Annotated in this window: 24 protein-coding genes and 1 pseudogene; 9 read left to right on the top strand and 16 right to left on the bottom strand. The window is 62.4% G+C overall.

What is annotated here, in order from left to right; all coding sequences use genetic code 11:
* Positions 1-6: 6 nt before the first annotated feature.
* Together ACW4DH_RS03705 and ACW4DH_RS03700 are read left to right on the top strand one after the other, a co-directional pair.
* Positions 7-309 carry a cory-CC-star protein gene (locus ACW4DH_RS03705; protein ID WP_459635015.1) on the top strand — a complete coding sequence of 101 codons (303 nt, stop codon included), beginning with the start codon at positions 7-9 and terminating at the stop codon, positions 307-309.
* A 44-nt stretch (positions 310-353) separates the two neighbouring features.
* Positions 354-1,361, top strand: a complete 1,008-nt coding sequence (locus ACW4DH_RS03700) for an ArsA family ATPase (protein ID WP_459635014.1) — start codon at positions 354-356, stop codon at positions 1,359-1,361.
* 75 nt (positions 1,362-1,436) lie between these two features.
* Here the strand turns inward: ACW4DH_RS03700 and ACW4DH_RS03695 are convergent, their stop codons facing one another.
* From ACW4DH_RS03695 to ACW4DH_RS03675, 5 genes are all read right to left on the bottom strand, one after another.
* Complete coding sequence (locus ACW4DH_RS03695) at positions 1,437-2,846, bottom strand: TRAP transporter large permease (protein WP_459635013.1); 1,410 nt, start codon at positions 2,844-2,846, stop codon at positions 1,437-1,439.
* A complete protein-coding gene (locus ACW4DH_RS03690; protein WP_459635012.1) occupies positions 2,846-3,403 on the bottom strand; it encodes a TRAP transporter small permease subunit in 558 nt (185 codons plus the stop codon). Before ACW4DH_RS03690 ends, ACW4DH_RS03695 begins: the two co-directional genes overlap by 1 nt.
* 153 nt (positions 3,404-3,556) lie before the next feature.
* The gene (locus ACW4DH_RS03685; protein WP_459635011.1) at positions 3,557-4,366 is read right to left on the bottom strand and encodes an endonuclease/exonuclease/phosphatase family protein; all 810 of its coding nucleotides are present in this window, start codon (positions 4,364-4,366) and stop codon (positions 3,557-3,559) included.
* A gap of 1 nt (position 4,367) precedes the next feature.
* A complete protein-coding gene (locus tag ACW4DH_RS03680; protein ID WP_459635010.1) occupies positions 4,368-5,000 on the bottom strand; it encodes a thiol:disulfide interchange protein DsbA/DsbL in 633 nt (210 codons plus the stop codon).
* A 143-nt stretch (positions 5,001-5,143) separates the two neighbouring features.
* On the bottom strand, positions 5,144-5,755 hold the full coding sequence (locus ACW4DH_RS03675; protein WP_459635009.1) for a c-type cytochrome: 612 nt from the start codon (positions 5,753-5,755) through the stop codon (positions 5,144-5,146).
* Between the two features lie 312 nt (positions 5,756-6,067).
* On the opposite strand from ACW4DH_RS03675, the gene yihA reads away from it, so the two are divergent.
* Positions 6,068-6,703, top strand: coding sequence for a ribosome biogenesis GTP-binding protein YihA/YsxC (yihA, locus tag ACW4DH_RS03670; RefSeq protein ID WP_459635008.1), 636 nt, complete (start codon positions 6,068-6,070; stop codon positions 6,701-6,703).
* 40 nt (positions 6,704-6,743) lie between these two features.
* Here the strand turns inward: yihA and ACW4DH_RS03665 are convergent, their stop codons facing one another.
* The 10 genes and pseudogenes from ACW4DH_RS03665 to argH form a co-directional block, all read right to left on the bottom strand.
* On the bottom strand, positions 6,744-7,496 hold the full coding sequence (locus ACW4DH_RS03665) for an HAD family hydrolase (protein WP_459635007.1): 753 nt from the start codon (positions 7,494-7,496) through the stop codon (positions 6,744-6,746).
* A gap of 85 nt (positions 7,497-7,581) precedes the next feature.
* On the bottom strand, positions 7,582-8,907 hold the full coding sequence (locus tag ACW4DH_RS03660; RefSeq protein WP_459635006.1) for an arsenic transporter: 1,326 nt from the start codon (positions 8,905-8,907) through the stop codon (positions 7,582-7,584).
* An 11-nt stretch (positions 8,908-8,918) separates the two neighbouring features.
* Positions 8,919-9,635 (bottom strand): arsenical resistance protein ArsH, encoded by a 717-nt coding sequence (gene arsH / locus ACW4DH_RS03655; protein ID WP_459635005.1) that lies wholly within the window; start codon positions 9,633-9,635, stop codon positions 8,919-8,921.
* Positions 9,632-10,399, bottom strand: a complete 768-nt coding sequence (gene arsC, locus ACW4DH_RS03650) for an arsenate reductase (glutaredoxin) (protein WP_459635004.1) — start codon at positions 10,397-10,399, stop codon at positions 9,632-9,634. The genes arsH and arsC overlap by 4 nt, the downstream gene beginning before the upstream one ends.
* Before the next feature lie 129 nt (positions 10,400-10,528).
* Positions 10,529-11,410 (bottom strand): tyrosine recombinase XerC, encoded by an 882-nt coding sequence (locus tag ACW4DH_RS03645; RefSeq protein ID WP_459635003.1) that lies wholly within the window; start codon positions 11,408-11,410, stop codon positions 10,529-10,531.
* Complete coding sequence (locus ACW4DH_RS03640) at positions 11,394-12,128, bottom strand: DUF484 family protein (RefSeq protein WP_459635002.1); 735 nt, start codon at positions 12,126-12,128, stop codon at positions 11,394-11,396. The genes ACW4DH_RS03645 and ACW4DH_RS03640 overlap by 17 nt, the downstream gene beginning before the upstream one ends.
* Before the next feature lie 111 nt (positions 12,129-12,239).
* Complete coding sequence (gene dapF, locus ACW4DH_RS03635; RefSeq protein WP_459635001.1) at positions 12,240-13,073, bottom strand: diaminopimelate epimerase; 834 nt, start codon at positions 13,071-13,073, stop codon at positions 12,240-12,242.
* Positions 13,073-14,347 carry a diaminopimelate decarboxylase gene (lysA, locus tag ACW4DH_RS03630; protein ID WP_459635000.1) on the bottom strand — a complete coding sequence of 425 codons (1,275 nt, stop codon included), beginning with the start codon at positions 14,345-14,347 and terminating at the stop codon, positions 13,073-13,075. Before lysA ends, dapF begins: the two co-directional genes overlap by 1 nt.
* A 90-nt stretch (positions 14,348-14,437) precedes the next feature.
* Positions 14,438-14,554: pseudogene (gene lptM, locus ACW4DH_RS03625) on the bottom strand (LPS translocon maturation chaperone LptM); the annotation flags it as partial.
* Positions 14,551-15,960 (bottom strand): argininosuccinate lyase, encoded by a 1,410-nt coding sequence (gene argH / locus ACW4DH_RS03620; protein ID WP_459634999.1) that lies wholly within the window; start codon positions 15,958-15,960, stop codon positions 14,551-14,553. The gene argH and the pseudogene lptM, both read right to left, overlap by 4 nt.
* Positions 15,961-16,183: 223 nt before the next feature.
* Here argH and hemC point away from each other — a divergent pair, with 223 nt between their 5' ends.
* From hemC to ACW4DH_RS03600, 4 genes are read left to right on the top strand one after another with little or no spacing between them, the layout of a single operon-like run.
* Positions 16,184-17,125: a hydroxymethylbilane synthase gene (gene hemC, locus ACW4DH_RS03615; protein WP_459634998.1), complete on the top strand. Its 942-nt coding sequence runs from the start codon at positions 16,184-16,186 to the stop codon at positions 17,123-17,125.
* On the top strand, positions 17,122-17,919 hold the full coding sequence (locus tag ACW4DH_RS03610; protein WP_459634997.1) for a uroporphyrinogen-III synthase: 798 nt from the start codon (positions 17,122-17,124) through the stop codon (positions 17,917-17,919). Before hemC ends, ACW4DH_RS03610 begins: the two co-directional genes overlap by 4 nt.
* 6 nt (positions 17,920-17,925) lie before the next feature.
* Positions 17,926-19,449: a uroporphyrinogen-III C-methyltransferase gene (locus tag ACW4DH_RS03605; protein ID WP_459634996.1), complete on the top strand. Its 1,524-nt coding sequence runs from the start codon at positions 17,926-17,928 to the stop codon at positions 19,447-19,449.
* Positions 19,446-20,669, top strand: coding sequence for a heme biosynthesis HemY N-terminal domain-containing protein (locus ACW4DH_RS03600; RefSeq protein ID WP_459634995.1), 1,224 nt, complete (start codon positions 19,446-19,448; stop codon positions 20,667-20,669). The genes ACW4DH_RS03605 and ACW4DH_RS03600 overlap by 4 nt, the downstream gene beginning before the upstream one ends.
* 264 nt (positions 20,670-20,933) lie before the next feature.
* Here ACW4DH_RS03600 and ybiO read toward each other — a convergent pair whose 3' ends face one another.
* Positions 20,934-23,318, bottom strand: coding sequence for a mechanosensitive channel protein (gene ybiO / locus ACW4DH_RS03595; RefSeq protein ID WP_459634994.1), 2,385 nt, complete (start codon positions 23,316-23,318; stop codon positions 20,934-20,936).
* Between the two features lie 370 nt (positions 23,319-23,688).
* On the opposite strand from ybiO, the gene ACW4DH_RS03590 reads away from it, so the two are divergent.
* Positions 23,689-23,898, top strand: a complete 210-nt coding sequence (locus ACW4DH_RS03590) for a hypothetical protein (RefSeq protein WP_459634993.1) — start codon at positions 23,689-23,691, stop codon at positions 23,896-23,898.
* A gap of 536 nt (positions 23,899-24,434) precedes the next feature.
* Positions 24,435-24,926, top strand: coding sequence for a tetratricopeptide repeat protein (locus ACW4DH_RS03585; protein ID WP_459634992.1), 492 nt, complete (start codon positions 24,435-24,437; stop codon positions 24,924-24,926).
* Positions 24,927-24,971 lie beyond the last annotated feature (45 nt).

Genomic DNA, 24,971 nt, shown 5'->3' with positions numbered 1-24,971 from the left:
CGAACCATGGACGAAGATCCCAACCGCCGTCATGCTCCACATCGCGATAAACTTCGGGCCTGGCTGAGCCAGGCCCGTTTCTTCACCGAGGAGATATACTCTTCCCGCTATCGTGGGGCAATCGCCCGGGCGCGCCGCGATGAAGACGATCTGTTCATGTTATTGGTGTTTTCCGAAATGATGGGCATGCCCAACCCCGCCGCTTACTACACGCTGGAACTCCAGCCGCTATTGCTGGAGCGCTTTCATGATTGGCACCAACGGATGGGAATGGAGCGTTCGCCGCTGGATCACTTTCGCTGCTGCTAGGGAAATGCTGGGGATATAGCCTTAAATACAGAGGTGGTGAACCCATGAAGGAGTTGCTTCATCGCCGTCTGCTGTGGGTCGGCGGCAAGGGCGGCGTCGGCAAGACCACGGTGGCGGCGGCGCTGGCAGTGCTGGCCTCACGGCGCGGGCGCCGAGTGCTGGTGGTATCCACTGACCCGGCGCACAGCCTGGGCGATGTATTCGATCGTCAGCTGGGCGACACGCCACGCCGGTTGCTGCCCAACCTGGATGCCATGGAGATTGACCCCGATGCCGAAGTCGAGGCGCACCTCAAACGTGTAGTCGAGCAGATGCGCCGTTATGCCGCTCCCGAAATGATGGCGGAGCTTGAGCGTCAGATGCGTCTGACCCGGCAATCGCCCGGCACCCAGGAGGCGGCACTACTCGAACGCCTGGCCAGGCTGATCACCGAGGATGATAGCCAGTACGATCTGATCATCTTCGATACTGCCCCCACCGGACATACCCTGCGTCTGCTCACGCTCCCCGAAGCCATGGCCGCCTGGACCGATGGATTGTTATCCCACAATCGTAAGTCCGAGGAGCTGGGCAAGGTACTCAAGCACCTGACGCCCAACAGAGGACGTGACGTGGCCACGCCCTTCGATGACCCTTCACAAGATGCTCTCAACGAGTTGGACGGGCGCACCCGCGACGTTGCCGAGACGCTGCTCAACCGGCGCCGGTTGTTTCATCGTGCACGCCGGCGCATCGAGAATGTCGATGAGAGCAGTTTTCTATTCGTGATGGCCCCAGAGCGGTTGCCCATTCTGGAAACCGTGCGTGCCGTTCAGGCACTGGAGGCAGTCAATATCCCGGTCGCCGCGACACTGGTCAATCGGGTGATTCCCGAAGAGGCTGATGGCGACTTCCTGCGTCGCCGACGCGAGCAGGAAGCCACGTACCTGGCGCGTATCGATGATGAACTGAAGCACCTGCCACGCCCTCGCCTCCCGCTGTTGCCTACCGACGTTCAGGGATTGGCAGTCCTCGAGGATCTGGCGGATCGTCTGGAAGGGCTGGGGTTCTAAGCCCGGTGAACCGGCATGGATCTGCGCCTGTCTCTTGGCGTAAAGCAGGGTTCAGAAGCCGTTTCGCCTTTCCGGTCATGACTTGAACTGGGCCGGCAGCCAGGTCGCCAGCTCGGGCACGAAAGCCAGGGCGAGCAGCATGCACAGCTGCAGCACGATGAATGGGATCACCCCGCGGTAGATTGCCGTGGTGGGCACCGACTCGGGGGCCACGCCGCGCAGGTAAAACAGTGCGAAGCCGAACGGCGGAGTGAGAAACGAGGTCTGCAGGTTGATGGCGATCATGATCCCCAGCCACACCGGATCGAGACCCATGGCGAGCAGCACTGGACCGACGATCGGCACCACCACGAAGGTGATCTCGATGAAATCGAGGATGAAACCCAGCAGGAAGATTACCAGCATGACGATGATCGTCGCGCCGACCACCCCGCCGGGCATGTTCATGAACAGGTCCTTGACCAGTTCCTCACCGCCATAGGCGCGAAAGACTAGCGAAAACAGTGCTGCGCCGATCAGGATCAGGAACACCATGGTGGTGACATGTGTGGTCGAGCGCACCACGTCGGTGAGCGTGGCGAAGTCCAACTTGCGATAGGCGAGTGCCAGCACCAGCGCGCCGAACGCCCCCACCGCGGACGCTTCGGTGGGTGTGGCAAATCCGCCGAGGATCGACCCCAGCACGGCGATGATCAGTGCCAGCGGGGGCACCAGACCCCTGAGCAGCAGGACGAACAGACTGCCCTGATGATTGAGCTCGGCCATCAGTTCCTGGCGATCGGCAGGCGGGGCCGATTCCGGCTTGAGCCAGGCAATAAAAGCAACGTAGGCGATGTACAGCACCACCAGGATCAGCCCGGGCACCAGCGCGCCGATGAACAGATCCCCCACCGAGACGGTCTTGGGGCTCCAGATGCCCATCGTCAACTGTGCCTGTTGATAGGCTGACGACAGCACGTCGCCGAGCAGCACCAGGGCGATCGACGGCGGAATGATCTGGCCCAGGGTGCCGGTAGCGCAGATGGTGCCGGTGGCTAGCGACTGGCTGTAGCCGCGCTTGAGCATGGTCGGCAGCGACAGCAGCCCCATGGTCACCACGGTGGCACCGACGATACCGGTGGAGGCGGCGAGCAGCATACCGACCAGGGTCACCGAAATCCCCAGTCCGCCGCGCAGCGAACCGAACAGCAACGCCATGGCGTCGAGCAGGGTCTCGGCGACCTTGGACTTCTCGAGCAGCACACCCATCAGCACGAACAGCGGCACGGCGAGCAGGGTCTGGTTGGTCATGATGCCGTAGAGCCGGTTGGGGAAGGCGGAGAGGAAACTGGCGTCGAAATTGGCCTCGACGCCCAGCGACTCGAGTCCCATCCCCAACCCGGCAAAGGCCAGCGAGGTGCCGGCCAGCGTCAGGGCCACCGGGAAACCGAGCATGAGCACGACGCAGATCAAGGCGAAGAGCATCAGCGGCATGAATTCCAGCATCAGAGGCGCTCCTCGCTGTGGTCATGTTCGGGCGTCGGTACTTGGCGGCCCGAGATGATCAGCGCCTTGCGAATGATCTCGGCGATACCCTGCATGATCATCAATACCGCGAAGAGCGGGATCAGCGTCTTGAGCAGAAACACGCCGGGGATGCCTCCGGTGTCGGGCGAACCTTCGAAAATCGCCCAGGAACTGCCGACATAGCCGAGACTCGAAACGATGATGAACCCCATGAAGGGAATCAACAGCAACAAGGTGCCGAGCAGATCGATCCAGGCCTGGGCACGTGGCGAGAGGCCACGGTAGAAAATATCGACGCGCACATGGCCATCGTGCTTGAACGTGTAGGAGGCGGCGAGCAGGAACAGCACGGCATGCATGTACATGACCGATTCCTGCATGAGAATGCTATTGAAATTGAACAGATAACGCAGTACCACCACCAGGAACTGGATCAACATCATCACGATGACCAGCCAAGCAAGCGCCTTTCCCAGCCGTTCGGTGATGGCGTCGAGCCAGACCAGGGGAGCCGGGATGGATGAAGCTCGTTTCATGGAACCCTCATTGTCGTGGCGCCATGCGCCAGGTGCCCGGTGGCATCGCGTCTCGACTAGCGTCCCGAGGTGGAACCGCAACATCCCAGGAGAGCGAGTATACCCCGAGCTTTTTTCGTCAGAGTGCCGTGTGACGGAGCGTTCGGCAATGAATCATTGGTCGGACGTGAGCTGCATGCTGCGGGCACAGGCGGTAGGCAGGCGTATATCGACCGCAATGGGAAGATGGTCGGAAAACATCTGGTTGAGTACCTGCAGGTTGTCGGCCACCAGTGAATCGGAGAGCAGGATATGATCCAGGGCCCGGCTGGGTTGCCACGACGGATAACTCAACAAAGGACGCACTGGTTGCAGCGGTAGCGCGGCACAAAAGGTCGGATGGGCATGAATCTGGTCCGGCGTGCAGTTCAGATCGCCCATGACCACGACATGACGCAGTGGCGCGATGATGTCGCGCAGATAATCCAGTTGGCGGTTGCGGGCCCGCTGGCTCAACGCCAAGTGGGCGACGAACAGATGCAGGGCATCGGGGCCGTCGCCAAAGCGTGCATGAATCGCACCGCGCCCGGGCAGGGTACCCGGCAGGCGGTGCTCTTCCACCTGGGCTGGAGTGTAACGGGCCAACAAGCCGTTACTGTGCTGCGCGACACGCCCGAGGTTGCGGTTGAGCTGCTGATAGTAGTAGGGGAATCCGCTCCGGGCCGCCAGGTACTCGACCTGATTGACGTGTCCAGAGCGAAAGCTGCCGCCATCGACTTCCTGCAGGCCAACGACATCATAGCCGCCCAGGATCTTGCTGATGATATCCAGGCGGCCCAGACGCTTGGGATGCGGCAGCAGATGCTGCCAGCTGCGCGTTAGATAGTGATGATAGGCGGCGGTATGAATGCCGACCTGCAGGTTGCAGGTCAGCAGACGTAGCGAGTGACGGTTGTGGGCCGGAAGTTCTGGGGCCTCGCGCATGTCACTCTCCTCTTTCGTTGCGTACCTTGTCGACTAGAGCCTGAGCAATCTGCGGCATATTGTCCAGGCTGCCGGCGCTCTGCGGCGTGATCACGTAGCGGCCATCGACGATCAGCGCCGGCACGCCCATCAACTGGTAGGCGCGGATCTTGGCATGGGCCTGGTTAACCTGGCTCTTGACGCCGAACGAGGACAACGCCTTGTGTACCTCGTCCTCGCTGACACCGTATTGGCTGAAGAAGCTGGCGATTTCGTCGTCACTGGTCAGTTGCTTGCCCTGCTCGTGAATGGCGTCGAAGAAGTCACTGTGCAACTCCTGCTGGATGCCTAAATCCTTGGCGGCATAGAAGGCCGCGGCGTGCTTGACCCACACCTGTCCCATGGTCGCGGGAATCCGTGTAAACACGACATCTTCCGGTAGATCGGCAACCCAGGCATTGAGCGGCTTCTCCAAGTGATAACAGTGAGGGCAGCCATACCAGAAGACTTCCGCAACCTCGATCTGATCGGCAGCGGCTTCCGTCTTCACCGGCTCGTCAAGGACCTTGTAATCCTCACCGGCAACCGGTGCGGCGGCCATGGCCAGGCTGGAAAATGCGAGACCGGCGGCCAACGCGAGAAACTTCTTGTACATTCGTTGTCTCCTGACGGAAGTCTTGTGAGCGGAAAACCCAACATCATCAATACGCTTGGAACCATAAGCGTGCCCAAGGTTCCGTCTGGGCGACGCCAGACGAAAAAGGCGGCCCGCAGGCCGCCTTGCAAAATCGCACGCCTTCAATTGACGCCATAAACATAGTTGGCCAGCGCTTGCATGTCAGCGTCGCTCAGCTTGGACGCAATGTCACGCATGATGGCGTTGGGGTCGTTGCTGCGTTCACTCTTGGCGAAGTCCTGCAACTGCTTGAGAGTATATTCCGGATGCTGACCGGAAAGCGCCGGGTACACCGCAGTACCGATGCCCTGGCCGGTGGGCGTATGGCAGGCCATGCATGCCGGGACCCCCTTGGCCAAACTGCCGGCCTTGTAGAGTCGCATGCCGCGTTCGGCGAGCTCCGGGTCGGCCTGGCCAAGGTTGGGCTCTTGATTGGAGTAGTAAGCGGCTACGTCGGCGATATCCTGGTCGGAAAGATTATCGACGATACCGGCCATCTGCGGGACGACACGCTGGCCATCGCGAATATCGACGACCTGCTTGGCAATATAGGAGGCCTGCTGTCCCGCCAGGTTGGGGAAGCTCGGCGCAATACTGACGCCATTGGCGCCGTGACAGGCGGCACACACCTGGGATTTCTGCCGACCGGCGCTCGGATCACCCTGGAGTTCTTGCGCATGCGCGATACCCATCACGCTCATGATCATTGCCAGGCTTGCTAGTAACTTTCTCATCGTGGATTCACTATGCCATTTCGTTATTAACCGGTGTAGATCACCTGGGTGCCCACCCCGCCGCATTGCACTGGCGGTGTCGATACCGCCAGGTCGGCTGGGGCCGGGCGTGGGATGCACACCGTTCATCACATCACGGCCTCCAGCGGTGAAAGACCCGTTCGCTGCCGGTAAAAGCACGGTGGTACACTAGCGAGCCCAGGTCGCAGACAAACAGCCATGGCAGTATACCGGAAGCCCCCGGTGACTTGAACGTGGCGAAACGTCGTGAAGTGACCCTTTTTTCATGTAAGTTTGAGCCGAATCAAAAACATGCGCGATGTTGTCCGCCTGAATTACCAGACCGCCCGTTTTCTGACCAGTGCGCCCGGCCTGGCCCAATGCCCCCCCGACAGTGGCGCCGAGGTCGCCTTCGCCGGGCGCTCCAACGCCGGCAAGTCAAGCGCTATCAATACCCTGACGTGCCAAAACGCTCTGGCGCGCACCTCCAAGACGCCCGGCCGTACCCAATTGATCAATTTCTTCGCGTTGGGCAGCGATGAGCAGCGGCGTCTGGTCGACCTGCCGGGATATGGCTTCGCCAAGGTCCCCGAGAAGGTCAAGCGCGAGTGGCAGCAGCACCTGGCCGAATATCTGCAACGTCGCCAGGCGCTCAGAGGCATGGTGCTGGTCATGGATGTTCGCCATCCACTCAGTGAGTTCGATCAGATGATGCTGGGTTGGGCAGATGAGCAGGACATGCCGGTGCATATCCTGCTGACGAAGGCGGACAAGCTCAAGCAGGGGCCGGCCAAGGCAACCTTACTGAAGGTGCGTCGCCAGCTCGCCGAATGGGAGGATCTGGTCAGCATTCAACTGTTCTCCTCTCTCAAGCGCCAGGGCGTGGAAGAGGTCGCGGCCAAGCTGGATGGGTGGCTCGGTGAGACGCAGTCCCCCGAGGCTCCCTGACCCTGCCTTCCCCAGCTGTGCCGGCGCCGAGTCTCCGCGCCTAGGGAGACGCCTGCAGCGCCTCGAGTAGCGCCGGCAGCTCGCGAATATGACTCAGGCGATGAACGCCAGGCGGCAGCGGGCGATCGTCCGCACCATGCACATCGATCCACGCGGCCTGCATGCCCAGGCGCTGGGCGGGCAGTACATCCTCGCGCCAGGAGTCGCCAACGTGCATGGCATGCGATGCGGGGGTACCCAGGCGCGCCAGAGCGGCGAGAAAAGGCCGGGCGTCCGGCTTGGGCGCCCGCAACTCGCCGGCCGCCACCATCACGGGGAAATGCCCGGCTAGGGCGAGTCGCTTGAGGTTGGCATTGCCGTTGGTAATCGCCGCCAGTCGATAACGGCCCCGAAAAGACGCCAGCATCTCGGCGACCTCGGGGTGGGTGTCGAGTTCGTGGCGCAGATCGAGAAAGCGCTCCACGGCGGCGGCGGCCCACAACCTTGCGGTACTCCGAGGCAGCCCGAACTCCTCGATAAGCTCGGCCATGGCACGCTCGCGAATCCAGGTGTAATCGCCACGCCGCAACGGATGGCGGGTCGCGACTTCGCCGCGCCGACGCTGGTAGGCCGCCAGTGGGAAGCACTCGAGGTAGCGCAGTTTGCCGACGTCGGGCAGTGCGGCCAGTGCCTCGCCCAGCCAGGCGTAATGCTCGCTTTCGGCGCGTTCGAGTACCGGGCGGTTATCCCATAAGGTGTCGTCGAGATCGAAGGTCAGCGCCTCGATGCGGGCGTAGCGTGTCGTCGCGTTCATGGGCGCTCCGGAAGGCCGTTGTCATTCATTGCGCTAAGGTATGAAGCTTGCCATAGGCCGCTATGCCAAGCACTCGTCGGGCAAGTCATTGTGAGGAGGTAGCGGGCGATGATATCGCCGGTAGCCAGAGCGCGAGCGCAACCAGCGTGGCCAGCAGCACCGGGGGGGTAATCACCAGCCCGACTTTCATGTACTGCCCCCAGCTGATGCGGTAGCCCTTGCCGGCCAGCACGTGCAGCCAGAGCAGCGTGGCGAGGCTGCCGATGGGCGTGAACTTGGGGCCCAGATCGTTGCCGATGACATTGGCGTAGATCATCAACTGCTGGGTCTGACTCGACACCTGCGCCTGGTCGATGGCCAGGGCGCCGACCAGGGTCGACGGCATGTTGTTCATCAGCGAGGCCAGGATGGCGGAGGCAAAGCCCGTGCCGAGGGTTGCCACGAAATCTCCCTGTCGGCTCAGCCACACCAGCACGTCCGCCGCCCATGCCGTGAGCCAGGCGTTGCCCAATCCATATACCACCAGGTACATGCCCACGGAAAACAGCACGATCTGCCAGGGCGCGTTGCTCAGTACTTTTTGAAGCGAGACGACGTGCACATGCCCCGGCGAGAACCAGCGTCCGGCGATGGCCATCAGTGTGAGGGCCGCCGTGCCCATGATGAGCGCGAAGGGAACCTGCCACCGGGCGGTCAGGAACAGGGCGACCAGCAGCACGATCAACAGCGGAAAGGCCGCGCGAAAGACCTGATGATCGCGAATCGCCGTCGCCGGCGCTTCCAGGCGTTCGACCTCGTAGCGCGGCGGTATCTGCTTGCGAAAGTACACACCCAGAACCAGTAGCGTGGCGGCTAGCGATACCAGGTCGACCGGCACCATCACCTGAGCGTAACGATCGAAGCCGATATCGAAGTAGTTGGCGCTGACGATATTGACCAGGTTCGAGATGACCAGCGGCAGGCTGGTCGAGTCGGCCACGAATCCCGTGGCGATGATGAAGGCCAGCGCCGCCGCGGGGCTGAACTCCAGCCGGGCGAGAATCGCCACCACGATCGGCGTCAGCAGCAGCGCCGCGCCGTCGTTGGCGAACACCGCGGCGATCAGCGCTCCCAGCACCACGATCAGCGGGAACAGCACCCGCCCCCGGCCGTTGCCCCAGCGGGCGATATGCAGGGCGGCCCAGGCGAAGAAGCCGGCCTCATCGAGGATCAACGAGATGATGATCAGCGCCACGAAGGTGAAGGTGGCGTCCCAGACGATATGCCAGACGACGCTGACGTCATGCCAATCGACGACGCCGGTCGCCAGGGCCACGGCGGCACCGCCCAGGGCGCTCCAGCCGATGCCCAGCCCCTTGGGCTGCCAGATGACCAGCACCAGCGTGACCAGAAAGATTGCAAAGGCCAGCATGCAACAGTTCCTTAATGGGTTTGCTGATTGACTCGCCGGGAAACGGCTTCGGCGCTCTCGACCCGCTCCGAATAGCGATCGGTCAGATACGCCGAGCGGCCCCGTGTCAGCCAAGTGAACTTCACCAGCTCCTCGCAGACATCGACGATGCGCAGGTAGAGCGGCGAGGGCCGCATCCGCCCGGCGTCATCGAATTCGTTGAAGGCCCTGGGCACCGAGGACTGGTTGGGGATGGTCAGCATGCGCATCCAGCGCCCGAGAATGCGCAGCTGATTGACGGCATTGAAGCTCTGACTGCCGCCGGACACCTGCATGACGGCCAGCGTCTTGCCCTGGGTAGGGCGCACGCCGCCCAGCGCCAGAGGAATCCAGTCGATCTGGGCTTTCATGATGGCGGTCATGGCGCCGTGTCGTTCGGGACTGACCCATACCATCCCCTCGCTCCACTCGGCCAGTTCGCGCAGTTCCTGCACCTTGGGGTGACTGGCCTCGGCATCGTCCGGCAGCGGCATTCCGGAGGGGGCGAACGTGCGCACCTCGCAACCGTACCAGCGCAGCAGGCGGCCGGCTTCCTCCGCCACCAGCCGCGAGTAGGAGCGCTCGCGCAGCGAACCGTACAACACCAGGATGCGTGGCGGATGGCGGGGCTGGTCGGGGCCGGCCAGCGCGTCGACGTCGATGGAATACAAACACTCGGGGTCGATATTGGGCAATTGATCCAGGCTCACGAAGCGTCTCCCTGGCTACCCACCCGTTCGCCATCTTCCTTGGTGAATTCGCTCACTGGACTGGGCAGCAGGGATAGCACCGTCTCGGAGGGCCGGCATAGCCGTGTGCCCTGTTCGGTCACCACGATGGGGCGATTGATCAGGATGGGATGAGACAACATGGCATCGATCAGCCGATCGTCGCTGAGCGTGGGGTCGTCCAGGCCCAGCTCGTCGTAGGGCGTACCCTTGCGGCGTAACAGCTCCCGGGGCGTCATGGCCATGGCCGTCAGCAACTCGATCAGCTTTTGCCGGGTGGGCGGCGTCTTCAGATACTCGATGACATGCGGCTCTTCCCCGGACTGGCGCATCATCGCCAGGGTGTTGCGGGACGTGCCGCAATCCGGATTGTGATAGATCACGCTAATCATGCGGGAGGCTCTCTCATCAGTTGGGCAGCAGGGTTGGAGTTCGCGTAGCAGGGGCTCGCACAGTTCGGGGTGTCCCGCGCAACAATCGCGCACCAGAAAGCTTAGCGTCTCTCCCATGCGCTCCAGGTTGGCACGGTAAATCATCGAGCGGCTGTGCCGACGCGAGACGACCAGGCCGGCCCGCGACAAGACGCCCAGGTGCGTCGAGAGCGTGTTGTGGGGCACATCCAGCAGGCGGGCGATCTCGCCCGCAGGCAGCCCATCCGGCTCGTGGCGTACCAGCAACCGGAAGGTTTCCAGGCGGGTCGGCTGGGAAAGCGCAGCGAACACGTCGATAGTCGCTTTATTGTCCATATGTCCAGAATTACAGACATAACTTGAAAATTCAACTGAGCAGTCGCAGTGCCAGGCAGTGATTACACTGAGCCTTTCCTTTCCTGGCGCGCAGGGAGACCCACAAGAGCGATTTTGACGGAAGCTTGTTCAGTCTCGTCGGCGCGCCCGCGGATGAGCGGCATCGTAAGCCTGGGCCAGGTGCTGCCAGTCGAGGCGTGTATAGACCTGGGTCGTCGACAGATTGGCGTGACCGAGCAGTTCCTGAACGGCACGCAGATCCTGGCTGGACTCGAGCAGGTGGCTGGCGAAGGAGTGACGCAGACGGTGAGGGTGCAGATGCTCCGGCAGGCCGCGCTCGCGAGCGACCTTGACCAGCCGCAACTGGATGCCTCGGTGCCCGAGACGGGTGCCCCGGCGGCTGACGAACAGCGCCGGCTCCTGATGGGGCGTCAGCATGGCGCGTGCCGGTAGCCAGGCTTCGACGGCATGGCGGGCGCGCTTGCCGACCGGAACCTGGCGGGGCTTGCCGCCCTTGCCCAGCACGCGCACACGGCGGGCATCAAGGCTATCCAGATTCAGGGCGGCGAGTTCCGCCAGGCGCAATCCGCACGAATAGAGCAGCTCCAGCATGGCCTGGTCGCGCAGCGCCAGTGGCGAACCATCATGCGGGGTATCGAGAAACTGCCCGAGCAGATCGACATCCACGGGGCGTGGGAGATGGCGCGGCTGACGCGGGGCCTGGGTCAGCGTGACCGGGTTATGGCTCAGATGACCATGGGCGACGAGGTGGTCGGCAAAACGTGACAGCGCCGCGCGGCGCCTTGCCAGGCTGCGCGGCGCCAGGCCGCGGATGCGCTCAGCGGCGAGAAAGCGCCGCAGCAGGGCCACATCCAGTTGCTGCCAGTCGGTAATCTCGGCCTTGTCGAGAAACCGCATCAGCGCGGCGAGATCGCGGCGATAGGCGTCGAGTGTCGCCGGACTGGCACGCTTTGCCAACTGGCTCAGGAACTCTTCAACAACGCGATGCATGGGCGTCTTCGAAGCGAGTTAACAGGCGGCTGATGACTTCGCCGAGATAGGTGGTGAACAGCGTGTCGAGGGTGGCACGAAAATACTCACTGTCGTGACTGGCGAGCAGCAGATAGCCCAGGGGTTGCCCCTGCGTCAGGCGCGTCACGGCGCAGGAGCCGGCCTGCTCGGGGGGCTCGACATGCGGCAACAGCAACAGCCAATCCTCGCGCGACAGGCGGGCGCAGCGGCTGGCACGCCCATCGAGCAGTGTCTCAAGACGTGTCGTGACGTTGTCCTGCAGGGCCAGGCGCGGCGGCTGAAAGGTCGCCTTGGGCGGGTCGGCGTAGCTGACCGGGCCATACGTCCACAAGGCCACGGCCGGGGTGCGAAAGCGCTCGGCGAGCTGGGTGGCCAACGCTTGGCCCAGAGCGTCGCTGTCTTCGGCCTCGAGCAGGGCCAGCACCATCTCGCGGGTGCGCCGATACTGGGCCTCATTATGACGGGCCGAGTCCAGCAGGTGATCCAGGCGCCACTCGGCATCCTCGGCACGGTTGCGCAAATCGTGCACTAGGCGCTCAAGCAGCGAGATCGACCCCCTGGCTTCGGGGTGAGGCACCTTGAGTTGCTGTAGTAGCCCCTCGCGTCCGACAAAGAAATCGGGATGGCGTGCCAACCAGTGGGCAACCCTCTCCGGATCGAGTGTCTGACGCGGCTCAGGGGCTTGGGCGCGTGACATGCGATATTCCTCTCGTCACCTTGACTGCAGTAAGCCTGTCCCGGCCGCACTTTCCTGCGTGACGAACGCGAGCAGGTTATGGCATGAATAAGCGTGCCAGTCGCCGTCCAGTTATGGCACGGCCACTCGGCCATCAAAGACCTTGGCGACCGGGCCGATCATCATCAATGGTGCGTCGCCACCGGCCCATTCCAGCGTCAGGCACCCGCCGGGCAGATGAATATCCACCGGGCTTTCAAGCAGGCCGCGACGTATACCGCTCGCCGCGGCGGCGCAGGCACCGGTGCCACAGGCCAGGGTTTCTCCCGCGCCACGCTCGTATACGCGCAGACGCGCCTCATGGGGCGAGACCACTTGTAAGAAGCCGACATTGACCTTGCGCGGGAAGCGCGGGTGGGCCTCTATTTTGGGGCCCAGGCGAGCCACTGGAGCACTGTCGACATCCTCGACCAGCAGAACCGCGTGAGGGTTGCCCATTGACACCACGCCGATCTCGACGCTGTCGCCGTCGACCTCCAGCCAGTGTGCCGGCAGGTCCTGATCCGCCTCGAACGGCAATGCTCGCGGGGCAAAGCGCGGCGCTCCCATGTCGACCCGTACCCGGCCATCGTTTTCGACCCGTAGCGTCAGCGGGCCGCCCAGCGTCTCGACATGAATCTCGCGTTTGTGCGTCAGGCGCTGGTCGCGTACGAAACGCGCGAAGCAGCGCGCGCCATTGCCGCAGTTTTCCACCTCGCTGCCGTCGGCATTGAAGATCCGGTAGCGAAAGTCCATGTCGGGGTCGTGGGGCGGTTCGACCAGCAGTAACTGATCGAAGCCGATTCCGAAGTGGCGGTCGGCCAACTCGCGGATCTGCTCCTTGTCCAGGCGGGCGCGCTGGGTGATCAGATCGACCACCATGAAGTCGTTGCCCAGCCCGTGCATCTTGGCGAAGTGCAGCAGCATCACGCCTTCCCCGCGCTGTTGTCCGCTTCGGGCAGCAGCGCCTCGCCAGCCCAGAGATCCTCGAGGCGCTCGCGGCGGCGCACCAGGTGCATCTCGGCGCCGTCGACCATGACCTCCGCCGGGCGGACGCGGCTGTTGTAATTGGAGGCCATCACGAAACCATAGGCGCCTGCCGAACGCACGGCGAGTAGATCATCCGGGGCGATGGCCAGTTCGCGATCCTTGCCCAGGAAGTCGCCGGTTTCGCACACCGGACCGACCACATCGTAGACGGCGGTGTCACGCGGTGCGCGGGTATCGACCGGCAGGATACGCTGCCAGGCCTGATACAGCGAGGGGCGGATCAGGTCGTTCATGCCCGCGTCGACCACGGCGAAGTTCTTGGTTTCTCCGGGCTTGAGATATTCGACACGGGTCAGCAGGATGCCGGCATTGGCGGCGATCGAACGACCCGGCTCGAACAGCAGGGTCAGGTTGCGGCCTTCCAGCCGTTCGAGCAGTGCCGAGGCATAATCGAAGGGGGCGGGGGGATGCTCGTCGCGGTAAGGCACGCCGAGGCCGCCGCCGAGATCGAGGTGCTCGACCTCGATGCCGCGCGTCTTGAGCCGGTCGAGCAGTGCCAGCAGACGCTCGAGAGCATCGAGAAACGGTGCGAGTTCGGTGAGCTGCGAGCCGATGTGACAGTCGAGGCCGACCACGCGCACATGGGCCATTTGTGCGGCACGTTCGTAGACGTCCAGCGCCGCATCGACGGGAATGCCGAACTTGTTGGCCTTGAGCCCAGTGGAAATGTAGGGATGCGTCTTGGCATCGACATCGGGGTTGACGCGCAACGAAACCGGCGCGACCTGGTTGCGCTCACCGGCGACCCGGTCGAGGCGCTCGAGTTCGGGCAGCGATTCGACATTAAAGCACTTGATGCCGACCTCCAGCGCCCGGGCCATTTCGTCGGCCTGCTTGGCGACGCCCGAGAACACTACCTTGGCGGGATTGCCGCCAGCGGTCAGGACCCGTTCCAGCTCGCCGCGGGAGACGATATCGAAACCCGCGCCCAGGCGCGCCAGCAGGTTGAGCACGGCCAGGTTGGAATTGGCCTTGACCGCATAGCAGATCAGGTGCGGATGACTGCCCAGGGCTTCGGTGTATGCCCGGAAATGTCGGGTAAATGTCGCCTTGGAGTAGACATAGCACGGAGTGCCGAAGCGTTCGGCCAGTGTGTCGAGCGCTATGTCTTCGGCATGCAGCACGCCGTTGCGGTAATCGAAATGATCCATGATTCAGTGGCTGTCCTGAGTTGCGGTCGGCGCCGCCTCCTCGGTCGCCTCGGCGCCGTCAGGCGCACGTGAGGTGCCGGTGGGGTCGTATTTTTCCGCGGCGGTAGTATCGCCGGGCATGTATAGCGGTCCCTTCTGGCCGCAGCCGGCCAGCGAGGCCAGCAACAGCAGGGCCAGGGTGCTGCACGCAACGCGAGGCAGGCTCATGAGCGCTGTGCTCCATGCAGTGCGCTCAGCGTCTCCCGCGCCCGCTGAGCGGCTGCACGCACCTGATCGGGCGCAGTGCCGCCGATGTGGTTGCGCGCCGCCACTGAACCTTCCAGGGTCAGAACCGCGAAGACATCGGCCTCGATCTGGGTGGAAAACTGACGCAACTCGTCGAGGGTCATCTCGGAGAGATCCTTCTTCTCGCGAATGCCGAAGGCCACGGACTGGCCGACGATTTCGTGTGCATCGCGAAAGGCCACGCCACGGCGGACCAGATAGTCGGCCAGATCGGTAGCGGTAGAGAAACCGCGCCGCGCCGCTTCATACATGCTGTCGGCCTTGGCCTCGAGTGCCGGGACCATGTCGGCGAAGGCGCGCAGGCAGCCCTTGACGGTATCCAGGCTGTCGAACAGCGGCTCCTTGTCCTCCTGATTGTCCTTGTTGTAGGCCAGCGGCTGCGACTTCATCAACGTCAACAGCCCCATCAGGTGACCATAGACGCGACCGGTCTTGCCGCGTACCAGCTCGGGCACGTCGGGGTTCTTTTTCTGCGGCATGATCGAGGAGCCGGTGCAGAAGCGGTCGGGCAGATCGATGAAGTCGAACTGGGCACTGGTCCACAATACCAGCTCTTCGCTCATGCGCGACAGGTGCATCAGCAGGATGCTGGCGAAGGCGGTGAATTCGATGGCGAAGTCGCGATCGCTGACCGCATCCAGCGAGTTCTCGGCGGGGCGCTCGAAGCCCAGCAACTCGGCGGTGACATGGCGGTCGATGGGGTAGGTGGTGCCGGCCAGTGCGGCCGCCCCCAACGGCAGAATATTGACCCGCTTGCGACAGTCCAGCAGGCGTTCGTGGTCGCGGGCAATCATCTCCTGCCAGGCGAGCAGATGGTGGCCGAATGTCACCGGCTGCGCGGTCTGCAGATGAGTGAAGCCGGGCATGATGGTGTCGGCTTCACGGTCGGCTAACGCGATCAGACCTTCGCGCAGGCGGGCCAGTTCGGCGGCGATGAAGTCAATCTCGTCGCGTAAGTAGAGTCGGATGTCGGTGGCGACCTGGTCGTTGCGCGAGCGCCCGGTATGCAGCTTCTTGCCGGTGATACCGATCTTCTCGGTCAGCCGGGCCTCGATGTTCATGTGCACGTCTTCGAGTGCGACCGACCAGGAGAAGCGGCCTTGCTGGATTTCCTGCGCGATTTCGTCGAGCCCGGTCACGATGGCGTCGCGTTCGTCCTCGCTGAGTACGCCGATGCGTGCCAGCATGGTGGCATGAGCGATCGAGCCGCGGATATCGTGTTGGGCAAGACGCTGGTCGAACCCCACCGAGGCGGTGAAAGCGGCCACGAAGGCGTCGGTGGGCTCGCTGAAGCGTCCTCCCCAGGACTGGTTGGTCTGTTGAGTCATCGGGCTTGGAATCCTGCGTTGCGGTTCGGCAAAGGACGATATGATGTCGTGATGGGAAGTGTACCAGAGTCCGTGTAGCTGGCGAGGGTGGGGAGGCGAAGCGTGCAGCCGATTTTTCCTTGGTCGATGACTGCTTTATGATGGAGGAATATGCCGCTTGCGCGGTCAACCCGGTTTTCGCGTCGCCCTGAAAGGGAGACGCCTTTGTTCTAGGGAGTGTGACGTGCCCGCCATCAAGACCCTACGCATTGCCACCCGCAAAAGCCTGCTTGCCCTGTGGCAGGCCGAGCATGTCAAGGATCGCCTGATGGCCCTTCATCCCGGGCTTGACGTGGAACTGGTGGCCCTGTCCACTCGCGGTGACAAGATTCTCGACACGCCACTGGCCAAGGTCGGGGGCAAGGCGCTGTTCGTCAAGGAACTCGAGGAGGCCATGCTCGATGGCCGCGCCGATATCGCGGTGCATTCCATGAAGGATGTACCCATGCACTTTCCGGAGGGACTCGGGCTGTCGGTGATTCTCGAGAGTGCCGCGCCCACCGATGCTTTCGTCTCCAATCACTATGCCTCGCTGGATGCGCTTCCCGAGGGCGCGCGGGTAGGCACTTCCAGCCTGCGTCGCGCCCTGCAGGTGCGCGAGGCGCGCCCCGATCTCGAAGTGCTGAGCTTACGCGGTAACGTGCAGACGCGCCTGGCCAAGCTCGATGCAGGCGATTTCGATGCCATCATCCTGGCAACATCCGGGTTGCAGCGGCTCGCGCTGGACGAGCGTATTGCCATGGAACTGCCGCCGGAAGTCAGTCTACCGGCGTGCGGTCAGGGCGCGTTGGGCATCGAGTGCCGCCATGATAATGCTGAACTGATCGAGCTGCTCGCGCCGCTGGACGATGCGGCCACGGCCACGCGCGTGCGTGCCGAACGGGCTATGAACACCCGTCTCGAGGGCGGGTGTCAGGTGCCGATCGGTGGCTATGCCGTACTCGAGAACGACGGCCGGACGATCTGGCTGCGCGCCTTGGTCGGCGACCCCGAGGGTACCCGGGTGCTGCGCGCCGAGAGTCGTGGCGCCGCCGAGGAGCCCGAAGCGCTGGGCATTCGCGTCGCCGAGGAACTGCTTGACCAAGGCGCCGGCGATATCCTGGCTCAGGTGTATGGCCAGGCATGAAGGCCCGACGACCGCCGATCCTCGTTACCCGCCCTGGGGCGCGTGCTGCACCGTTGTGCACGGCGCTTGAGCAGGCGGGATACGCGGTGGCTCGTCTGACAGCGATGACGCTCGACCCTTTGCCGGAGTCTCCCCTGGCGAGGCAGACGCTGCTCGATCTCGATCAGTTCACGCATGTGATCGTCAGCAGCCCTCTGGCTGCCGAGCTGCTGACGGAACGTATCGAGAACTACTGGCCCCAGCTGCCGCTGGGGCCGCGATTTTACGGCGTGGGCGCTACCTCGGCGCAGATGCTGCACCAGCAGCTCGATGTGGAGGTGCTCACCCCGCCTGCGGGGAGCGGAGAGGCCAGCGAAGGTTTGCTGACCTTGCCTGAACTGCAGTCACTGCACGAGCAGTGGGTGATGCTGGCGGCGGGAGAGGGCGGGCGGCCCTTGCTGGCCGAGACGCTGACAGCGCGCGGTGCGCGGTTGACGAAGCTGGCGCTTTACCGACGCGTCCTGCAGGCGCCGGATAGCGCCGGTGCGGCAAGACTGGCCGCGGGAGATTTTACGGCGCTGGTCGTGACCAGTGGAGAAATACTGCAACATCTGGCTGCCTGGTGCGGCCAAGCGGCGTTGAACCAACCGCTAATCGTTTCCAGTCGGCGTTTAGCTACACTGGCTGACACACTAGGGTTCGCATGCCGGCATGTGGCACGCGATGCCACGCCTGCCGCGCTGGCTGCGGCAGTGCGGCAGGCCTGCGACCCGTCAGGCGCCGATGTCGATCAAGATGATCTTGAAAAGGGCTAGCGACACATGAGCAAGCAACAACACGATCGGGACGGACAGAAGGCGCAATCGGCGGACTCATCCGGCACGCGCCGGACCTCCGCGGAGGGCGAGGCCACGTCGGCTTCGCAGCCAACACGCAAGGAAGCGCAAGCGACCTCATCGGCCCAGCGCGATACGGCCAGCCATACGCCCTCGGCCACGCCGGATGCCCGGACCAAGGCGGGGCCGGATACCCAGAGCAAAGCGGATAAAAGTTCGTCGTCCACCTCGGATGCGGCCAGGGCGGCAGCGGACAAGACGGCAGCGGACAAAGCTGCGTCTTCAGACAAGCCTGCGGGAACCTCGAACAAGGCGGCAGGAACTGATGCCGACAAGCCCACGACCGCGACCTCCGGGACGGAAAATGCCAGGCCTTCCGCGCCGTCGACGGGCAACACCGCCTCGGGGCACAAGACATCCTCTCCCGGCGGCCCGGGAAATACACCGCCGGGCGGCACGGCAGGATCTTCTGCTCGAAGCTCCTCTGGGAATGGGGGAGGACGGGGGCTGGCGACTGCGGCCCTCGTCCTGTTCGTGCTTCTGGCGATTGCGCTGGCGGCTGCCGGCTGGTTCGGTTGGCAGAAACTGAATCAGCAGCAGGCGCGGCTATCCCAGGTGGAGCAGAACGCGCAATCGATCAATCAGCTCGAAAGCCAGCTTGCCAGCCGCGAACAACAGCAAAACGAACAGCGCGAGCAGGCCATCCAGGCACTGAATGACGAGTTCGAAGAGTATCGTCAGGAGGTCAACGACACGTTGGATCAGGTGCTCAAGCAGCTGGCCAGCCAGCAGGAGACGGATGCCAGCGACTGGCGCTTTGCCGAAGCCGAGTACCTGTTGCGCCTGGCCAACCAGCGCTTGCAGCTCGAACGTGACGTCAAGGGCGCCCAGGCGCTGCTGGAGAGTGCCGACAAGCGTCTGGCCGCGGCCGACAACCCGGCGCTGACGCCGGTACGGCGTGCCATCCAGTCGGAACTGGGAAAACTCGGCGCTGTCCCTCAGGTCGATCGTACCGGGCTGTACTTGTCGCTGATGGCCCAGCAGGAACAGCTGGCGCAGCTGCCTCTCGCCCAGGATGTCCAGCCGGTGGCGGCGGAAGGCGGCGATACCTCGCCGGTGAGTGGCGCCTGGCAGCAACAGCTGTCGCGTTTTGGCAGTGAACTCAAGGAGCTGGTGACGGTACGCCATCACGATGAAGCGCTGGAAGCGTTGATCACCCCCGAACAGGAATCCTATCTGCGCCAGAATGTACGGCTGCAGCTGGAGCAAGCGCAGATCGCTCTGCTCCAAGCCAATGCCGAGCTCTACCAGGCCAGCCTGGAGAAGGCCGTCACCCTGGTGAAGGGATATTACGACACGGATAGCGATGGCGTGCAGCAAACGCTCGATCGGCTCAATGCCCTGATGGATAAGACCATCCGGCCCGAGCTACCGGATATCAGCGGTTCGCTGCAGGCGTTGCGCGAATTCATGGCAAACCGCCATGACACCGGGGGCGACAACGCATGAGAAAACTGATCCTGCTCATCATTATCGGGCTGGCCGTAGGTGCGTTGTTCGGCCAGTTGATGCAGTCATTGCCGGGTTATTGGCTGGTAAGGGTCGGCGACACCTCGATCCAGACCTCCTTCTGGTTCGGGCTGATCTTGCTGCTGATCGCTTTCCTGGTGTTGTATTTCGCGCTGCGAGTGTTGAATCGTCTGCGCCGTCCGGTGAGCCGGCTCAAGGTGTGGAACAGTCGCAACCGCAACCGCAACGCCATGAAGCGCACCGTGCACGGTCTGGTGGCGCTGGCGGAAGGACGCTGGAAGCGTGCCGAGAAGGCGTTGACCAAGTCGGCAGACGAGTCCAGCACACCGCTGGTCAACTACCTTTCCGCGGCATTGGCGGCGCATTACCAAGGGCGTTATGAACAGGCCGATACGCTGCTCAAGCGGGCGCATCACAGCACCGAAGGTGCCGATACCGCCGTTGGGCTGGTCCAGGCGCAACTGCTGCTCGACCGTCAGCAGTACGAGGAGGCATTGGCCATCCTGACACGGCTCGAGAAGCAGATACCCGAGCATCCTCAGGTGCTCAAGCTCCTCAAGCAGGCCTATATCAGTGTCAGCGACTGGGAAGGGCTGCGGCGTCTGATGCCGCGCCTCGACAAGCATCAGTTGATCGCGGCAGAAGAGCGTCGTGAGCTTGAGCAGCGCGCCTATCGTGAGCTGATTCTGCAGTCGGTACAGAACCCGAACGATGTGGAGCGTGTCAGGAACCTATGGGCCGACCTGCCCGACTATCTGCGCAACGATGTGGAGCTGGTGGTGCTGTATGCCGAGGCCCTGGTCAAGGGTGGCGAGGAGGGTATCGCCGAGCGCTTGCTGCGTCACTCGCTCAAGGAGCACTGGGACTCGCGTCTGGTGTTGCGCTATGGGCTGCTCAATGTCGATGCGGGACGTCAGCTGGCGTATGCCGAGAAATGGCTGCAGGAGCGCCCCAACGATCCGGATCTGCTCTTGACCTTGGGCCGTCTATCCCTGCGCAATGCCTATTGGGGCAAGGCACAGGAGTATTTCGAGGCCAGCCAGCGCCAGCGGTCAAGCGGTGTGGTATGTGCCGAACTGGCACGGCTGTATGCCAATCTCGGCGAGCACAACAAGAGCCAGCTCTACTATCGACAGAGCGTGGAGTTGCTGGACAAGTCGCTGCCTGCATTACCCCAGCCCAGCGACAACAACCGCTGAGTTCAAGCTGTTCCTCTTTGCTCTCCTGGGCGTCATTGGACGCCCTTTTTTATGCATATGCATTACGCGAGTATTACGTTCTGTCTGAAGAATGCCATCGCTGGGCACGGGGCAGAACCTAAAGGTGACGGATGCGATGAGGCTGCGAGGGGGACCGGTTGGTTGCCCGGCATACCATCTCCCGCCCCCAGTCATTGGGTTAGGCAGACGTAAAAAAAGGGCTACCGGCATGCCGGTAGCCCTTCTTGTGGTTGGCGATACGCTCTAGCGCTCTTGAGGATCGCTCACGTCGTCGCTGTCGGGTTTATCGTGAGAAGGGTCGCCAACTCGGTAGGTATCGCTGTCCGCAGCGTGCTGGCTGTCGAGTTGGGTATCCACCGCATGGCGGCGCTCTTCGGCCAAGCGCAGATGCGCGGGCGGTGCGCTACCATCCTTGTTTTCGCCGAAGTACAGCGTGGTATGCGGGAACGGTATCTCGATGCCCGCTGCGTCGAAGTGCATCTTGACCAGGCGATTATAGGCCCGTCCCACGCCCCACTGGTCGCCCGGGGTGGTCTTGATGACGACACGGATATTGACCGAGCTGTCGGCCAGCGCGGTGACGCCGGCCACGGTAAGCGGGGCGAGGATCTTGTGGCCATTCTCTTCGCTGGCCTGCAACTCGTCGAAGGCGGCCTGCAGGTGCTCGATGGCGTGATCGATGTTCTCGCGATAGGCGATACCGTATTCACCGACATGATTGCCGAACTCGCGCATGAAGTTCGATACCGTATCGACCGAAGAGAACGGTACGATGTGGTAGGTGCCCGACAGGTCGCGGATGCCGACGGAGCGGATGCTGATGCGCTCGGCGGTACCGGTCACTCCCCCGGCACTGACGACATCGCCGGTATTCATGGCGTTCTCGAGCTGGATGAACACGCCGGTGATGACATCCTGGACCAGTTTCTGGGAGCCGAAACCGATGGCCAGGCCCAGTACCCCGGCACCGGCGATCAACGGCCCGATATTGATGCCGATCTCGGCAAGCACGATCATGGCTGTCATGGTCACCAGGGCGATGGCCAGTGCATTACGGAACAGACTCAACAATGTCTTGGCGCGTGCGGTGGGCTCGCCGGTGCCGGTTTCCGGGCTCAGTCGATTCTCTATCAGGCTGGCGATAGCGATCCAGGCGGCGGCCGCTATCACCAGGATGATCAGCACATTGATCGTTGTGCCCACGGTGTGAGCGCCAGCTTCGGAGGCATACCAGGCCGCAAGGTCGAAGGCGCCCCAGGCGGATAGCACGGCCATGACCACCAGTATCAGAATAATGACGCGAATGACCTTGAGAAACGAGGGAATGTAAGCGTTGAGCCGCTTCTCAAGCAGCGGCAGGCGACGACGCATGTCATCGGAGAGTGTAATGCGATGGCCGATCAGCTGGCTCAGTACGCCCGATATCAGCAGGCCGAGGCCGATATAGACGATGGATTTGAGCGTGGCCAGCATCACGTAGGGCAAAGCGGTTTCGGGATGCAGCACCGTGACACCGAAGACGACTGTGGCGTAGAGCAGAGCCAGGATATGCCAGACCCGGGCAAACATGCGCAGCGCGACGCGGCTGGCACCCATTTCGGCCCGTTCGGCGCGGGCCATAAGCATATTGCGCAGGGCGAGGCGATTGCCGAGGATGACCGTGGCGGCATAGATCAACGCCAGCAGCATGATCAACGTGCCCAGGCCTTTGCCCAGTGCAGGGGAAAGGTTGAAGCTGACGATGGGGGCCGCCACCAGCATGCCATAGCCGACAATGCTGGAAAGACGCGCCAGGAAACCGTTGCAGTACGACGCCTGCGTAGCCGAGATAGGTAACAGGCGAAGCCCCTCATACCGCGAGGAAAACAGCATTCGCATGGCAGTCTTGAACAACTCGATCATTAAAAAGGCATTGAGAAACAGCGAGAGCCGCGTCTCCATATTGCCGGTTTCGCCGACAGCGAAGGTCGCCAGAAAATTTCCGCCGACATAAGCGAGAACTACCGCCATCACATCCGTGATGGCGGCCAATACCACGGCAATGCTGATGCGCAGCAGGGAGCTTCTGCCAGTGCCATGCAAGGACCAGTGGTTAAGCTTGACGAACAGCGGCGCTGCCAGGCGGCGGAAAATAAAAAACAGTAAGAAGGTGCCGGCGATGACCAGAGCCAAATTGAATGCAGCACTCAAAAAGGCGCCAGTGTCGAAGCCTGGGCCTGCCGTCGAGCTGTCACTCGCGGCCAGGAATAACCGCTTGGCCGCGTTTATGCTCCCCAGGAATTGACCGCCCAGATCGCCGGCGATGTTGCTGGTCGCTTCGGCCAAGCGTCGGGGGAAGGAAACCTGGTCGGCACGTTGGCCGCTGGGGGCTTCGGCGGCGATCTGCTCGGCGGGTACTGCGCCTTCGATATCGAGCGTCTGGGGAGCATCTTGGGCGGCCGCCAGAGTGCGAAGCTGATCGATGAGGGCGTCACGTGACTGCTCATTTTCCAACAGATCGGCCATGGTCGCATAAGCAAGGGTGTCCTGGGGTGAGGACTGCTGCTGAGCCATCGCGGGCATGACCAGAAGCATCAGGCCCAGCAGTAACCAGCGGCCGAGGCGGGTGTCGAAACGTAATGTCGGCACTCTGTCTTAACCTCCGTTATGGATGGAATATCCCGGCACTCCGGGGGGTAACGGCCTCATCATAACATCCGTTCAGCACGGAAATGGGATGGCAACCCATCATTCAGTCTGACGTGGAGGATACAGGCCGTGCCACTTTAGTGCTTCATGCGTAGTGCTGAAGCGGCAATGATTGAAAGGCGTTTAAGATGGCAAGCGACGGCAAACGCAAAGGGCAAACATGAGCGGCACTAAATGTATGAATATTTTGCTAAATGTAATTTTTGGTACTGTGCTTGTTTAATGATTTTTTTTCTGCCAGTTTGGAAATGCGAACTGCATCGCTGACAGGCCTGCCTGTTGACGTTTATCGAACCAAGGAGGGTTTCGCATGTTCGGTTCCATGACCTGTTCCCGCTGTGGAAGCCACGATCTGATCTCGCCCGAGACGACTCACGCTTGGGATGAGATTACCTGCCACGACTGTGGCGAGTTCATCGACACCCGTCAGGGGCTCGAGTCCCGCCAGTCTCCGTCACCCTTGATTGAAGCCTGTCTCAAGACGCGTGCCGTCGCCAGGCAGATGGGCATCCACGCCTGATGATGATGTTCAGAGAGTCCATGGTGCGGCTCTCCTGAACCAGATACTGATCTTAAAGTCCCGCAGCTCAAGCTGCTGAGTCGATGCTAGAAAGCTACAAGAGTAACCGGCCATGTTTAAAGTCTCGTTGGACCTACGTTGCAATGTCTGCGGTGGAGATCAGTTCATGATCCCCTCGCTGGAAGAGGCGACCCAGGATATTCGTTGTGCCGAGTGCCATGCGTTCAAGTGTAAAAGTGATGATCTTGAACGGGCCATGTCGGCGATACATCAGCCTTCTGCAGGGCAAATGCTATTCGCGGGTTCTACAGCCCGGGCGCGCTCGTGGTGAGTGCGTCTTTCTTTGGGCGTTGATGGCTGGAGATAGCCAGCGACGCATGTTCAAGGCAAGCAACTGTACCGTTATGCCACCCGCAGGGTGGCTTTTTATGTCTATCCGAGAGTAACCGCGATTATCGTGTGCCGACCCTGAGTGGCGATGGTGGCTGTTTTTGCCACACTGTCATCACTAAGCCGCAATCAAGGAGGAGGGCGATATGGCTAGGCAGCGCTTGGCAGGGGGCGGATCTCTCGCAGCCCTATTGTTCCTGAGCCTGACGGCAACTGCTCAGGCACAAGATAGTGCCGTAAGCGACGCGGCTTATGGCGAGGAGATGACGGCACAAGAGGGCGGCGGTGAATATGAGCGGGCACTTGAGCTCGTGCAGCCCATGGCAGAGCGAGGCGATGCGCACGCCCAGTACAGCTTGGGGCGGATGTATGCACGCGGCCAAGGGCTGGCTCAGGATTATCCTGAAGCGGCAAGGTGGTATCGCAAGGCCGCGGAGCAGGGGCTGACAGAAGCGCAGTACGCCTTGGGTAGCCTGTACGCCAATGGCGAGGGGCTACCCCGGGATCCGGTAAAGGCGTTGCGGTGGATGATTCAAGCCGCCGAAGCCGGCGATGCGCAGGCAAAAGCCGCCCGTGAATCGTTGGAACAGGAAATGTCGCGGACGCAGGTTCAGGAAGCGCAACGCTTGGCGCAATAGAGCGATAGTATTGCCAGTGATGCTACTTGTAATAACATGAGGCCC

This window comes from Halomonas sp. WWR20, from assembly GCF_054602495.1.
The sequence above is the reverse complement of the archived record's forward strand: the minus strand, read 5'-3'. Positions and strand labels throughout refer to the sequence as shown.